The sequence below is a fragment of the Synechococcus sp. JA-3-3Ab genome (assembly GCF_000013205.1).
In the GTDB taxonomy this organism is placed as follows: domain Bacteria; phylum Cyanobacteriota; class Cyanobacteriia; order Thermostichales; family Thermostichaceae; genus Thermostichus.
Window position 1 is genome coordinate 721750 of the sequence record NC_007775.1, and the last position, 13218, is coordinate 734967.

General features: G+C 60.0%; 12 protein-coding genes, 1 pseudogene and 1 CRISPR repeat array. Of the genes and pseudogenes, 3 read left to right on the plus strand and 10 right to left on the minus strand.

Features of this window, described 5'->3' with window-relative positions; genetic code table 11:
• The first annotated feature begins 157 nt into the window (after window positions 1–157).
• Window positions 158–307 (plus strand): hypothetical protein, encoded by a 150-nt coding sequence (locus CYA_RS14985; protein WP_011429610.1) that lies wholly within the window; start codon window positions 158–160, stop codon window positions 305–307.
• Between the two features lie 208 nt (window positions 308–515).
• Window positions 516–1019 (plus strand): type II 3-dehydroquinate dehydratase, encoded by a 504-nt coding sequence (aroQ, locus tag CYA_RS03365; RefSeq protein ID WP_011429612.1) that lies wholly within the window; start codon window positions 516–518, stop codon window positions 1017–1019.
• A gap of 243 nt (window positions 1020–1262) precedes the next feature.
• On the opposite strand, the gene CYA_RS03370 is transcribed toward aroQ, so the two are convergent.
• Window positions 1263–1799: a thioredoxin domain-containing protein gene (locus tag CYA_RS03370; protein ID WP_011429613.1), complete on the minus strand. Its 537-nt coding sequence runs from the start codon at window positions 1797–1799 to the stop codon at window positions 1263–1265.
• Window positions 1800–2175: 376 nt separating this feature from the next.
• On the opposite strand from CYA_RS03370, the gene CYA_RS03375 reads away from it, so the two are divergent.
• Window positions 2176–5466, plus strand: coding sequence for an AAA family ATPase (locus tag CYA_RS03375; protein WP_011429614.1), 3291 nt, complete (start codon window positions 2176–2178; stop codon window positions 5464–5466).
• On the opposite strand, the gene CYA_RS03380 is transcribed toward CYA_RS03375, so the two are convergent.
• The 9 genes and pseudogenes from CYA_RS03380 to cas1e all read right to left on the minus strand — a co-directional run bounded on the left by CYA_RS03380 (window position 5463) and on the right by cas1e (window position 13199).
• Window positions 5463–5894: a GerW family sporulation protein gene (locus CYA_RS03380; RefSeq protein WP_011429615.1), complete on the minus strand. Its 432-nt coding sequence runs from the start codon at window positions 5892–5894 to the stop codon at window positions 5463–5465. The two genes, CYA_RS03375 and CYA_RS03380, sit on opposite strands and share 4 nt — an antisense overlap.
• 292 nt (window positions 5895–6186) lie before the next feature.
• Window positions 6187–6450 (minus strand): DUF2973 domain-containing protein, encoded by a 264-nt coding sequence (locus CYA_RS03385; protein WP_041438126.1) that lies wholly within the window; start codon window positions 6448–6450, stop codon window positions 6187–6189.
• Window positions 6450–6770, minus strand: a complete 321-nt coding sequence (locus tag CYA_RS03390; RefSeq protein ID WP_011429617.1) for a DUF2605 domain-containing protein — start codon at window positions 6768–6770, stop codon at window positions 6450–6452. The genes CYA_RS03385 and CYA_RS03390 overlap by 1 nt, the downstream gene beginning before the upstream one ends.
• Before the next feature lie 49 nt (window positions 6771–6819).
• Window positions 6820–8310: pseudogene (locus tag CYA_RS03395) on the minus strand (cobaltochelatase subunit CobN); the annotation flags it as partial.
• Window positions 8311–8336: 26 nt separating this feature from the next.
• Window positions 8337–9515: a transaldolase gene (locus CYA_RS03400; protein ID WP_011429619.1), complete on the minus strand. Its 1179-nt coding sequence runs from the start codon at window positions 9513–9515 to the stop codon at window positions 8337–8339.
• Between the two features lie 114 nt (window positions 9516–9629).
• Window positions 9630–10877, minus strand: coding sequence for an RNA-guided endonuclease InsQ/TnpB family protein (locus CYA_RS03405; protein ID WP_148203178.1), 1248 nt, complete (start codon window positions 10875–10877; stop codon window positions 9630–9632).
• Window positions 10765–11358 carry an IS607 family transposase gene (locus CYA_RS13970; protein ID WP_011429621.1) on the minus strand — a complete coding sequence of 198 codons (594 nt, stop codon included), beginning with the start codon at window positions 11356–11358 and terminating at the stop codon, window positions 10765–10767. Before CYA_RS13970 ends, CYA_RS03405 begins: the two co-directional genes overlap by 113 nt.
• A 65-nt stretch (window positions 11359–11423) precedes the next feature.
• Window positions 11424–11960: direct repeats of the CRISPR family, unit length 28 nt; unit sequence GGTTCACCCCCACGGGTGTGGGGACAAC.
• Window positions 11961–11979: 19 nt separating this feature from the next.
• Entirely contained in the window at window positions 11980–12252 is a 273-nt protein-coding gene (cas2e, locus tag CYA_RS03410; protein ID WP_011429622.1) for a type I-E CRISPR-associated endoribonuclease Cas2e, read from the minus strand.
• Window positions 12252–13199 (minus strand): type I-E CRISPR-associated endonuclease Cas1e, encoded by a 948-nt coding sequence (cas1e, locus tag CYA_RS03415; RefSeq protein WP_011429623.1) that lies wholly within the window; start codon window positions 13197–13199, stop codon window positions 12252–12254. Before cas1e ends, cas2e begins: the two co-directional genes overlap by 1 nt.
• Window positions 13200–13218 lie beyond the last annotated feature (19 nt).

Here is a 13218-nt window from a genome sequence, read left to right on the forward strand (position 1 = left end):
TGGCCTAACCCCCACTCTAAAAGGAATTGGTCCCCATAGCCACGCTGGTATTCCCCCCCAGCGTGGGGAAGTCCGCCGGGATCCGAAGCTCACAGAATGGGGCATGATCACCTTGGGGCATTGGCGCTCCTAAGTTAGGATCCCATCGACTGTTGCTATGCTGTACCGCCTCCCCAACTCTCTCCGCTGGCTCCGCCTTGGCGGATCCCATCGCTCCAAACAAGAGCGTCAAATTGTGCGCAGCCTGCTGGCCTTTGCAGGTGCCCTCCTGGTCGTGGATATCGTGCTCCTGAGCGCCCTTTACTAGTCCGATGGCATTTCCACGCTTGTCGGGAAAAAGCGCTATCATGGAGATCCATTGGTCAAGCTCCGTTGATGGCTCTGTAACTCCTACGAGGCAGGTCGGATGGATTGGGTAGAAAAAGTTCTCGAAAAGATCCGCGAATGGGTGGAACGTGTGATTGATACTCTTCTGGGAAGTCCTCAGCCCCAACCTGCTCCCATTCCCGTAGAAAATGGATCCCATCGTCGTCGTTAATCCGACTGCCATTGCTTCCGCTGGCGAGCTCCTAAGCCTTCTGGTTCTGCACGGCCCCAACCTCAACTTGCTGGGGGTGCGAGAAGTAGGCATCTACGGCTCGGTGTCCTTAGAACAGATCGATCGGGCGCTCCACCAGCAGGCAGAAGTTCTTGGGGCAAAGCTGGAGATCCTGCAGTCTAACCATGAGGGGGTGTTGGTCGATGCCATTCACCGGGCTCGCCAGCAGCACTCCGGCATCCTCATCAACCCTGGCGCCTACACCCACACCAGCATCGCTCTGCGGGATGCCATTGCTGCCGTAGGGCTGCCCACGGTGGAAGTTCACCTGAGCAATATCTATCGCCGCGAACCTTTCCGGCAACACTCCTACATTGCTGCTGTAGCCATCGGCCAAATCAGTGGATTTGGAGCCCACAGCTACCTATTGGGCCTACAGGCTCTAGTTCAGCACCTGCGGCTGCAGGCTGCCCAAGCCTAACCGAAGAAGTTTGGCCTTACCTCGACGCTGCCGAGACAGTCGCTGCTTGGCGATCCTCAACCGCGGGGACTCCCCCACCTGGAAGAGGTAGGCGCTGGTTTTCCCGGTGGAGAACATCCGTCCTCAGCGGCGTGGGAGAGGGGGGCGGGCGCAACTCAGGGAGCGGTTAACTGGCAAGACCAGTGGGCGGCTTAGAGGGACAGTTGGGAGCCTCAAGCCCGACAACTGCGAGCTCCTAGGTCTCTATCCATGGCTGCGCGGATCCGCCTGATGCGGGAGGACAGGCCTGCCCCGATCCAACTCAGACACCTGTCCGGCATTGGTCAACTGCAGGGGCTGCCCAGTTGCCAGAGCCAACACATTGCCCCGCAAAATGGCGGCAGGCTGCTCTCCGATGGCAAATCCCAGCACTTCCCCTTGACCATCCAAAAAGAGAAAGTGAGGGATCCCGTTCACCCGGTAGCGGCTCAACTCCGGCAGCCACTTGGGGTTGTCCACGTTCAGCATGACGAAGTTCACCTGATCGGCAAATTCTTTCTTCAGGCTGGCCAGGAGAGGTGCCATCGCTCGGCAGGTGGTGCACCAATCGGCGTAAAACTCCACCAGAGAAGGCTTGCCGTTGGCCTGCGCTTCCTCCCAGGACACTGCCTCTGCAGCCAAGTCAGCCAAGCTGGTGCCAGCCTGACGAGCTTGATTGGCTAAAAACAAGCCTGCCGCCAGGAGCACGGCCACCACGGCAACTAAACTGTTGCGCAACCGTTTTGCCCAGTCTTCCTTCATAGCTCCATCACTCCGCCATCTGGTGTTCCGCCTTCCCCGTTCTAACATCCCCCTCGCTCCGCAGTGGGCCAACTAGGTTCTGGATGGCTGTCTCCCGGGATCCCGGCTGGCGAGGAGGGCAGATGGACGTACTCCCCCTAGCTATAGCTTGCTCCGGCCCAGCAGTAAGCCTAGGAACTCTTAGTTACTGGTTCCGCAACCGCACTTGCTCCTTCGGGTTGCTCCGCCTCAGCAGCAGTGCCAGTTTCCCTGGTGGGCTCAGGGCGGTGGGACAACCGTTTTCTGGCTGTGGCAAAACTTGGGATCTAGCCAATAACTTCATAAACTGGAGCAAATGGCTCATCGCCATTGCTTTGCAGGGACCAGAGCCGCCCTTGTGATCCCAGTTCGCCTGACCTTACACAATTTTCTCTGCTACTCTCAGGCGGTTTTGGATCTGCGCGGGATCCACACCGCTTGCATTTGCGGCCCCAACGGGGCGGGCAAATCGGCTTTGCTCGACGCCCTTACCTGGGGCCTCTGGGGACAGAGCCGGGCCAGCAACGACAGCGATCTCATCCGCAAGGGGGCCAGCGAAACCTGGGTGGAGGTGGTCTACCGCTCGCGGGGGCAAACCTACCGCGTCCTGCGCAGTCGCCACCTCGCGGGGGAAGGATCCCTGGAGTGGCAAATTCAAACTGGAGAAAGCGACGGCCAAGCCCGTTGGCGCAGCCTCACCCGCCGCGGCCTGCGTGCCACCCAACAGGCCATCCAAAATCAGCTCGGCCTCGACTACGATACCTTTGTTCACTCGGCCTACCTGCGGCAGGGGCAGGCCGATGCCTTTACCCTGAAGCGTCCCGGCGAGCGCAAGCAGATCTTGGCCGACATGCTCAAGCTGGGGCAGTACGATCTGCTGGCGGAGCGTTGCCGCGAACAGGCCCGCAGCGCCAAGCTCAAAGCCGACCTGCTCCAAGAGCGCCTGCACAAGCTGGATCAACACCAGGTCTCTATCGAGCAGATGCAAGCCGAACTGGAGCAGCTTCAACAGCGGCAAATCCATCTGCAACAGCTCCTGGCCCAACAGCAGCAGGAATTACAGGCCCTAGAACGCGCCTATGAACATCGCCACACCCTGGAGGAGCGCCACCAGCAGCTTGCCCAGCACCTGAACAAGCTCAGCGTCAACCTGCACCACACCGAACAGCAGTGGCGAGCTCAACGACAGCACCTGCTCCAGTTGCAAGAGCTGATTGCCCAAAGCGAGGAGATCCTGGCGGGCTACGAACGCTATCAAACCCTGATGGCCCAGGATCGCCATCTTCACCACCTCTTCGAGCAACAGCAATACCTGCTCCAAGAACGCCAAAAGCTGCAGGCCCAACAGGCCGAGCAACAACAGCAGCAACTGCGCAGAATGCAGCGGCTGCAACAGGAATTGGCCGCCTGCCAGGCCCAAGCCCAGGCCGATGCCCAGGTGCTGGCCGAACGAGAGCGCATCGAAAACGCCCTCCACCACTACCGGCAAGCCCAGGAGCGCCTGCAAAGCTTAAACGAGGCCCAGGCCCAAGCCGCTGCCCTCCTGGAGCAACAACGGCACTGGGAGGAGGAGATCCGCCGCGAGGGAGAACGTCTGCAAGCCCGCCTCCAGTTCCTCCAGGAGCACCTGCAAAGCCAGGAAACCCTGGCCCAACAGCAGCAGCACCTGGCCCAGAAAATTGCCGCCAGCGCTGCAGCCCTGGCCGAGCTGGAGCGGCAGCGCCTCTACCAGCAGCAGGTGTTGGAAAAAATCCAGGAGCGCCGCCTCTTTGTGCAGAAGCTGCAGGAGCGGCAGCGGGTTCTCCAGCACCAGTGGCAACAGGAGGAGGAACGCTGCCGCCTGCTAGAGGCTCCTTGGGAAGAGTTTCCTGTTGGCGATAGCGGAGCGGAGTCCCTCCACGCCGAGCGCTTGGATCCTGCAGAGCTAGAAGATCTGGATCGCCCGGATCACTTGGGCCCTTCGGATCCAGACTCTGGCCGGTGCCGTCCCACCCATGCTTTGTCGGGGGCGAAGGCCATTGCCGAGGGAGCTGCAGAACCGGGATCCGAAGTAACCGCAGACCCCCTCTTCTCAGAGCAGCCTGCCGAGTCCATGCCAGCACCGCCCACCAAAGTGCCGACCGCCCCAATTTGGGTTTGCCCTCTCTGTGCCCGTCCGCTCAGCCCGTCCTTGAGGGCAGTGGTGCTGAAGAAACACCGCCAGCGGCAAGAGGAAATTGCTGGCGAGCTGTTTGTAATCCGCGAGCAATTGGCGGTGGCCGACCGGGAGATCGGGCTGCTGCAGGAAGAAGCCCAGCGTCTTGGCCAAGAGTTGGCCACCTGGGACGAGCGCCTGCACCTTCAGGGGCGCCTGCAACAGCAGTGGGAGGCTGAGCAGGAGCGGCAGCGGCAACTGGAGGCGCGGCGGGCAGAAGCCGCAGAACTGGAGCAGATCCTCAGCCAAGAAGCTTATGCCCAAGAGGCGCGGCAGCAGCTTGCCCAGATCCAACAGGCCCTGCAGCAGCTGGGCTATGACGAGCGGGAACATGCCTTGCAACGGGGAGAGGTGGAGCGCTGGCGCTGGGCCCTGGGCCGCTCCCACGAGCTGCGCAAAGCCCAGGAGCGCCGCGCCCGCCTAGGCGAGCAAATCGCCTCCCTGCAAGCGCAACTGGAGGCCCTGCAACAGGCGGGATCCCCTGACTCGCCGCTGGCAGAACGCCTGGCCCAGATCGAGCAGGCGCTGCACCAGGTCGGCTACGACGGATCCCTGCACCAGCAGGTAAAAGCAGAACTGGCCCAGGCGCAACTGTGGCCGGCCCGCCTGCAAGCCCTCCAGATGGCCCGCCAGGAGCTGCCGGAAGCCACAGCCCGCAGCCAGGCCCTGTCCCAACGCCTGCAGGAAAGCCGGCAACACTTTGCCCAGGCTGCCCAAGAGCTGGAAGCGCTGCAGCGACAACTGGCCGAGCACCCCGATGTTTCCCCGGCTCATCTAGAAGGGATCCGCCAAGCTCTGCAGGAGAACCGGCAAGAGCTGGATCTGGTGCTTTCTCAAATCGGGGCGGCCCGACAGCGGCTGCAGCAGGCTCTTGAACAGCAGGCGGAGCGGACGGAGCTGGAGCGACAACTGCAGCAGGCCCGCCGCCAGCAGCAGGTGTACCAGGAGCTGGCCAACGCCTACGGCCGCAACGGCATTCCCGCCCTGATCATCGAAAATGTCCTGCCAGAGCTAGAGGCCCAGGCCAACCAGATCCTGGGCCGCCTCACCCAACACCGCCTCCATCTGCGCTTTGTAACCCAGCGCTCGGGGCGGCGCTCGGAGAAGCTGATCGAGACCCTCGACATCCTCATCGCCGATCCCCGCGGCACCCGTCCCTACGAGACCTACTCTGGGGGAGAGGCTTTCCGCATCAACTTCGCCATCCGCCTGGCTCTTTCCCGCCTGCTTACCCAGCGCTCGGGATCCGACCTGCAAACGTTGATCATCGACGAGGGGTTTGGATCCCAGGACGCCACCGGGCGGGCCCAGTTGCTGGCGGCCATCAACGCCATTGCCTCCGACTTTGCCTGCATCCTGGTGATCACCCACATCCCCAGCCTGCAAGAGGCCTTTCCCCACCGCATCGACGTGCAGCCCTCCCCCCAGGGATCCCGCCTCTTCATTCGCGGCTAGTCATTTGGCTGGTCATTTGAGGATGAGGAGTTGTCGGCCCGGCTTTGCAACCACTGCTGCAGCAGGGGAACTATAGTCTCGCCAAGCTGGCTCCACTGGCTGGGCTTTTGGGCCGTGGTTAGCAGCTCCACCCGCTCCCCCCGGATCACCAAAAAGCCCACCGGCTCGATGCGCACCCCGCCCCCCGCTCCGCCAAACAGGCTGGCCGGATCCCGTCCGTTGCTGCGAAAGCCGCTGGCCGTTTTGCCAAAATGGCCCCCTCCTCCCCCAACGCCAAAGTAGAGCGACACGTAGGGGACAATCGTTGTGTCGCCAATGGTAATCGGCTGGCCAAAGGTCTGTCCCGTCTCCGCCAAAACCTTCAGCTTGCTCAGCACCGCCTCCAGGACGGCTGCCACCTCGAAATCGGAACTGGAATCGGATCCCATTGGTGACGTTTGCGCAAACGCTGCAGGCCAGCTCCAGAGGCCACTGGGTGAAGAACCAGATTGACTGCAGTTGTCTCAGACAAGATTAAGATACCTTGCTGCCTACCCAAGCGCCCCGCGCCGCTGCCCTTACCCCTGGCCCCTCTCCCTGAGGGAGAGGGGAGTTGGGGATAGTTCTCGGCGCCAAATGTTTTACTGCAACTTCATCCAGGAAAGGCTGCTCACCCCCACACCTGACTCGGGCCGACACCGAGAAAGGGGGAGCTCCTGCGCCGCTCTTGAACTCCCTTTTTTAGTCCTCGTCGGGAGAGCCAGAGTAGAGATCCTCCAGGCGGCTGCGGGCCTCTTCCAAGCTGGCCGAGCGAATGACCAGCAAGGGCTCTTCCGTCAGGTTGCCTTCTTCATCCAACAGCTCTGGGTGGGGCACCTGCCGGCGGCCTCGACGTGGCGAGGCCTTGCGCTCTTCTTTGCTCAGAGTAACCACGTTGGCCACCAGGTTGCGCAGGGCTACAAAGGCAATGGCCACAAAAGCGATGAGGTAGAGGATCTGCAGCATCACGGGTCAGATGAGTCGGAGGAGGGGTGAATTTGGCGAAAGCGACGGCCCAGCTCGGCGCACTCCATCAGCAGGCGATGCCATTTTGCCATCAGGGCCGGGTCAACGCCAACTTCATTATCCGACAACTGATAGAGAGCTTCCGCTGCCTGGAGCTCCGCTTGGGCAGCCAAAACCCGCTCCAGGAGGGCCTGCTGCGCCTCTGGGCTGATGAATTCTAAAGTTTCTTCTTGCAAAAAGCGACGAGAGCGCTCAAACCAGTAGCGGTAATCTTCCAGCAGGGGCCCCAGAATCTCTCGCAACAGCTTGGCTTTGCTCATGGATCGGGATCCCTCCGCGTCTGGTTTGCTGAGAGCATCTTAGCCGAACTTAACCTTCCCCCGCCAGGGATCCCTGGGTAGCCTCCAGGCGGGCTTCCGTCTCCAGCATCAGGGCTTCTAGGTGGGGCACCAGCTCCGGCGCCTGCTCTTGCCAGTAGCCCCGCTGGTGGGCTTCCAGCAGCCGCTCGCTCATGTCCCGCAGCGCCCAAGGGTTGTGGTTGCGCAAAAACTGCTGCACCCGGGGATCCAGCAAGTAGGCGCGGGCCAGGCCAGCGTACATAAAGTCCGGCACGGCGTGGGTGGTGACGTCGTAGGCGAAGAGGTAGTCCAGGGTGGCGGCCATCTCGAAGGCGCCTTTGTAGCCGTGGCGCATCACGCCGGCAATCCACTTGGGGTTGACGACGCGGGCGCGGTAGACGCGGTCGATTTCTTCGGCCAGGGTGCGGATCTTGGGGTTGTGGGGACGGGCGTGATCCCCGAAGTAGATCTGGGGGTTGCGGCCCTGGAGCGCCCGCACCGCTGCCACCATGCCTCCCTGAAACTGGTAGTAGTCGTCCGAGTCAAGGAGATCGTGCTCGCGGTTGTCTTGGTTGTGCAGGACAATTTGCAGGCGGGCCAGTTGCCGCCGCAGGGCTGCGGGGGCCGGCTCTCCTTCGCCCTCGGCCCGGTAGGCGTAGCTGCTCCAGTTGAGGTAGGCGCGGGCCAGATCCGCTTCCGTTTCCCAGTTTTGCGCCTCGATCAGCCCCTGCAGGCCGGCTCCGTAGGCCCCCGGCTTGGAGCCAAAGATGCGCAGCCGCGCTTGCTTTGCCGCTTCTGAAGGCGGGATCCCTTGCTCCTGCCAGTACTGGGTATCGGCCAGCACCTGGGCCCGCAGGGGGTTGTCGCTTTCCGGCTCCTCCAGGGCGGCCACGGCCTGCACGGCGCGGTCGAAGAGGGCAATCAGGTTGGGAAAAGCATCGCGAAAGAACCCAGAAATGCGCAGGGTTACATCCACGCGGGGCCGGCCCAAAACCGCCACGGGCAAAATCTCAATATCCACCACCCGTCCCCCCTCCCAGCGGGGCCTGACTCCCAAGAGCGCCAGCGCCTCGGCCCAGTCGTCGCCGCCGGTGCGCAGGGTAGAGGTGCCCCAAACGGATAGGCCCAGGTGGCGGGGATATTCCCCCTGCTCTTGCACGTAGCGCTCCACCAGCCGCTCGGCAGCCAGCGAGCCAACCTGCCAGGCGGTGGGGGTAGGGATGGCGCGGATATCCACCGAGTAGAAGTTGCGCCCGGTGGGCAACACCTCCACCCGGCCCCGGGTGGGGGCACCGGAAGGGCCGCTGGGCACATAGCCGCCGTTGAGCCCGTGCAGGAGATGCCTCAGCTCCTGGGGGGTTTGCTGCAGCCGAGGGAGCAAGTCGGTCTCGATCCAGTGCAGCACTTGTCTGGCCGCCGGCCCCGGCGGCGGATCGTAAGGGATCCCCTGCAGATACTGGGCAATCCAGCGGCGGGCCTGGGCCTCCAGGGCGGCTACTGCGTCTCCAAAGCGGCGAAAGCTCTCGCCCATAGGGCTTGCTTGCCTGGCTAATTTCTCAGATAAACGGCTGCCCCCAGTCCGACCAGCATTTCTTCGGGAGTAATTTTGCCATCTTGGTTAGTGTCGAGGGCATCGAAGACGCGATCTGCTCCCATCCACTCCTCGCGGGTGATGAAGCCATCCCCATCCAGGTCGTAGATGCGGAAGACATCCTGGGCGGCGTGGGTAATCGTTTCCTTGGCGCCCTCCAGCTTCTGCAGCCGCTCGGTGAGCAGTTTTTCCAGCACCTCCAGCGCCTTGGAGAAGCCCTGGATCCCTTCTTCTAGTTTTTCCGAGGCCATGCGGTTTTCCCGGTGCATCTGGTCGAAGGTGGCCCGATCCATCACCAGGCGGGGAATATCCATTTTCTTAGCTTTTTCCGGATCCAGCTTGCGCTCCAGGTGGCCCTCGGTGTTTTGCAGCTCCGCCAACAAAGCCGGCGAGATGGTTAGGAGATCGCAGCCGGCCAGCTCGATGATCTCGCCAATGTTGCGAAAGCTGGCCCCCATCACTTCCGTTGGGTAATCGTATTTGCGCAGATAGTTGTAGATCTGGGTTACCGACTGCACGCCTGGATCTTCGGCGGGCGGGTAGCTCTCCCGGCCTGTGTGTTTTTTGTACCAATCCAGGATGCGGCCCACAAAGGGCGAGATGAGGGTTACCCCCGCTTCGGCGCAGGCAATGGCCTGGTGCAGGCCAAACATCAAAGTCAGGTTGCAGTGGATCCCTTCTTTTTCCAGGATCTCGGCGGCGCGGATCCCTTCCCAAGTAGCCGCAATCTTAATGAGCACCCGCTTGGGATCCGCCCCTGCCGCCTTGTAGAGCTCGATGAGATGGCGGGCCTTGGCCACGGTGGCTGCTGTGTCGTAGGAGAGCCGGGCGTCCACCTCCGTCGAAACCCGACCGGGGATGATGGACAAAATGCGCACGCCAAAGGCCACCGCCAGTTGGTCGATGGCGTGGGCCACCACGGCTTTGGTGTCGGCTTTGGATCCCAGGTCTTGGCGGGCCTTGAGCAAGGTCTCATCGACAATGCCCTGGTACTGGGGCATTTGGGCGGCTGCTGTAATCAAAGAGGGATTGGTGGTGGCATCCTGCGGCTTAAAGGTCTCGATGGCGTTGATATCCCCCGTGTCGGCCACCACCACCGTCATCTCTCGCAACTGCTCCAGCAAGCTCCTGCTCATACTCCCCTCCTTAGATATCGCGCTTCTGCGACCTAGCCCCAGTGTCGCCCACCTAGGCAAGGGATCCCGGTAGATGTGAGATTGTCTTAATTGTCTAGCCGGCTACTGATACATTTACGCTGAACACTGCTGAGCATTACTGCTCAGCGGTGAAGCGATAGCATTCTGTCCGTTTCCGTTGTCACTACGCGATGCTGACGCGACCGCGCTACTCGGACGGAGTCCAAACAGAAAGGCGGTATCCCGCAAAGCCCTGAGCATAACACCCAGAGCGCCTTGCCAATCTCGTGGTAGCCTATGGTTGCACTTTGGGCATCTAAACACCTTTGCACCACCCAACTTGGTGTGGATGTGCCCGCACTTAGTACAGGTTTTGCTGGTGTACGCTTCCGATACTTCCACGACAACCACGTTTTTCTTCTTGGCTTGAAACTTCAGGAACTGCTTGAACCGATAGTGCGCCCAGGTGAGCATCGCCCTTGCTGTCTTGCTACCAAACTTCCTCCCTGCCTTGGCAACCATCTTGGCTGACTCGAAAGTGGGGAGGAATATCAATCGGTAGTTATCCGTTAGGAACGCCGCTACCTTGCGATGGCACTCGTCCACCAAGTTCCTGATTCTCTCCCGCAGACGAAACGCCGCTTGCCGCATTCGCCTACGCTTGGGTCTCGGTGCTTTACTCAGCCTAGATTGCAGATCGTCTAGGTGGTAGCACAGCCGAACGATCCTGCCAAAGTCTCCCTTGGCGATATCTACAAAGCCCGCCCCATCAAACCCTGTAAGGAAGCTTCTTACTCCAGGATCAAGTGCGATCACCCCCTTTGCTAACGAACACTGCTCGTTCACGGGCTCAGGGAAGATGGCATACCATCTGTCTTTCACCCGCATTAGCTCAGTTCCACGTGCCCATTCTCTGGGCATCTCCTCGGATGCACGGAACGCCAAACCTCGGGTGAGTTTCGGATACCACGTCCCATTGCGAAAGTTGCCGGCGTTGAATTGCAGCGTATGCGACCTGTCCCGCACACTGCGAAACCTCGCGTCTTTGCTTCGGCGAAACGCCAACCACGCCTCGACGACCGCGTTCTGCTTGATGTGGCAGGGGGCGTCCTTCACCCACCCGGGCAGGTCGGAGCGCAGGATGATGTCCCGCAGCTTTCTGGCCGTTCTTGGAGCACCATGCTGGCGCTGATAGGCAATCGCTTGGTTGTAGCAGTACCGGCACGCCGCTTGCCACCGCTTCCAAACTTTAGCCAGCGCTGGCTCCGGATAAATCCGTATCTTTCTCGATTGCAGCCCGGTATTTTCTGAGTCCGTAGAGCCGACTGCTGAAGCAGTGCAGGATGGTGAGGATATCCTCAACCAGTTCCTGTTGGGGAGAAAGGTGATCGTCATCGAGAACCAAGATTTCGCACCCGTATTGACGGCAGTACCACTCAACGAACTCAAATCCAAACCGGCAGAGTCGATCCCGGTGAGCGACCACAATTGTTCCGACATCTCCCGCACGAACTCGTTCCAATAAGGCAAGGAACTTTGGTCTTTTGAAGTCGAGACTGCTGCCAATCTCTCCGACCACCTCGGCTCCAGGGTAGAGGTTAACCAGTCTTGCAATCTGTCTTTCCAAGTCTGGTTTCTGCCCTCGACTGCTAACTCGGGCGTACAAAACGACTCGTTTGTCCTTCTTGGGTGCTCTGATGTAGCTGTCGAGGTCATACCTTCTCGCCCTACCGGATGGTGTACGTACTGCATGGATCCAGCCTTTCTGTTCCCATCGCCTCAAGGTGTGGAGACACACCCCAAAATAATCCGCCGCTTCTCTCGGTTTTACATACCTAGCCATACCAAGCAGCCATACTGAACATACTGTACATTATTTTCAGTATAGTCCAGCGTATCATTGACTAGAGTCATGCTTCCACAGATGTGGGGACAACGTACAGCAGGAGAACTACCAGGGGGCTCATAGATTGGTTCACCCCCACGGGTGTGGGGACAACGGACGGATCCCTTGCCGGGTCAGGGCCCTCCCTTCGGTTCACCCCCACGGGTGTGGGGACAACTGAAGTCCTGCCGTCCCGCGGGCCGGGCCGACTTCGGTTCACCCCCACGGGTGTGGGGACAACGTACGCTCCCACGATCTCCAAGCCTGCCGCCTTCGCGGTTCACCCCCACGGGTGTGGGGACAACTCCAGTGCCACCGCTATTGCGGGGACTAGCCAGGTCGGTTCACCCCCACGGGTGTGGGGACAACGACTCTTTGTCCGTCACTCCAACGTAGAGGATTACGGTTCACCCCCACGGGTGTGGGGACAACGCTATTCGGTGGGCTTCCCGCTCAAGTTGTGCTTCCGGTTCACCCCCACGGGTGTGGGGACAACCCGGTGAACTCCCGCAGCTTGGGCGCCCACTTGTTCGGTTCACCCCCACGGGTGTGGGGACAACCCTTCCATTTTTGCCGATTTTAGTAGGTTTTGACCAGCAGCACCCCTTCTATGTCTACTAGCTGCCGCGAGGGATCCCCGATGCTCCTGGCCGAGAATCCCTGCTCTGAGTTGGTGGAATAGACCATCAGTGCAGAGCCGTCGCCGATTTTGCTGGTCACCCGTGCCCACAGTTCTTCTCGAACCAGGGCTGAGACGCGACCGACAAAGACCCCCGCCTTGATCTCAAACAGCCAGCGACTTAGGTCTCCTCTCAAACTTGCGGGGACATTCTCTAAGATAAAGACCACCATCAGACCGACATTTCCTCATCCAACTCTTCTCCGTAGCTCACTCCCCCCTCAACAGCTCCCTTCTCGTTATCCCAAAGAGATCCTACAGGGCTTGACTCCTCCTGTGTGGCTCTGAAGCCGAGGATGGCATCAACATCGTCTATGATTCTCTGCATCAACCGATGCTCTACAAACTTTTCTCGACACAGTTGCCTAGTTCTCGACTCAAAGTTTGGCATCAACTCAGCGGCAGCCTTGAAGGCAACAGGGATGGTGATCTCTGTCTTGTAGAGATCGGCAACGTCATAAACAAAAGATAAGGGCTTGCCGATGTGAATAAACCCCAACGCAGTTGAATAGCCTACGGCATTGAGCGCTGCCTGGCAAACAGCGTAGAGGCAAGTATTGGCAACAGAAAGAGCACGATTAACGGGATCAGCACACTCCCATTCCTTGAGCTTGTAGGAGCGTCCCTTCCAATTTACCCCTGTTTCTTTACTAAGGCGGCTGTAAACAGTTCGCACTCGCACCCCCTCCAGTCCGCGAATCTGCTCAAGGGTTAGCCCTTCTTTGAGAGGTTCGGGAAAGCGAAATGAATACATACGCCGAACCACTTCCATGTGCTGGACGGGATCTGCCCATAGTTTGGCCTGGTGATAAAGCCTTTCCACGCTGCTGGAAGGATGGGATCCACTGGCATAGAAGCGTAGCCCATCTTCGCCAACCCACTGGACCGAGCAGAGCCCATCGGCCAAGTTCTTGATGGCAGCGTGAGTAATTGCTGTCCCAGGGCCTAGCATTAAAGTGGTCAAGCTGGCACAAGGGATTATATATCTGCCATCTTCTTGCAAAACGGCAATAGCTTTCGCATCTTGCTCAATTCGGCACCGTTCTACATAGACAAAGCTTATGCTATCTCGAACCTTCGGGATAGATCGTAAACTTTTCGTAGTTGTCTTTGCGATCATAAGACACTCCCCCTTAAAA

Bases quoted from the DNA above. Each gene is read 5' to 3' on its own strand.
- CYA_RS03400 (WP_011429619.1), bottom strand. From the start codon at position 9,515: ATGAGCAGGAGCTTGCTGGAGCAGTTGCGAGAGATGACGGTGGTGGTG.
- CYA_RS03390 (WP_011429617.1), bottom strand. From the start codon at position 6,770: ATGAGCAAAGCCAAGCTGTTGCGAGAGATTCTGGGGCCCCTGCTGGAA.
- CYA_RS13970 (WP_011429621.1), bottom strand. From the start codon at position 11,358: ATGGCTAGGTATGTAAAACCGAGAGAAGCGGCGGATTATTTTGGGGTG.
- CYA_RS03370 (WP_011429613.1), bottom strand. From the start codon at position 1,799: ATGAAGGAAGACTGGGCAAAACGGTTGCGCAACAGTTTAGTTGCCGTG.
- CYA_RS03380 (WP_011429615.1), bottom strand. From the start codon at position 5,894: ATGGGATCCGATTCCAGTTCCGATTTCGAGGTGGCAGCCGTCCTGGAG.
- CYA_RS03385 (WP_041438126.1), bottom strand. From the start codon at position 6,450: ATGCTGCAGATCCTCTACCTCATCGCTTTTGTGGCCATTGCCTTTGTA.
- cas1e (WP_011429623.1), bottom strand. From the start codon at position 13,199: ATGATCGCAAAGACAACTACGAAAAGTTTACGATCTATCCCGAAGGTT.
- aroQ (WP_011429612.1), top strand. From the start codon at position 516: ATGGATCCCATCGTCGTCGTTAATCCGACTGCCATTGCTTCCGCTGGC.
- CYA_RS14985 (WP_011429610.1), top strand. From the start codon at position 158: ATGCTGTACCGCCTCCCCAACTCTCTCCGCTGGCTCCGCCTTGGCGGA.
- cas2e (WP_011429622.1), bottom strand. From the start codon at position 12,252: ATGGTGGTCTTTATCTTAGAGAATGTCCCCGCAAGTTTGAGAGGAGAC.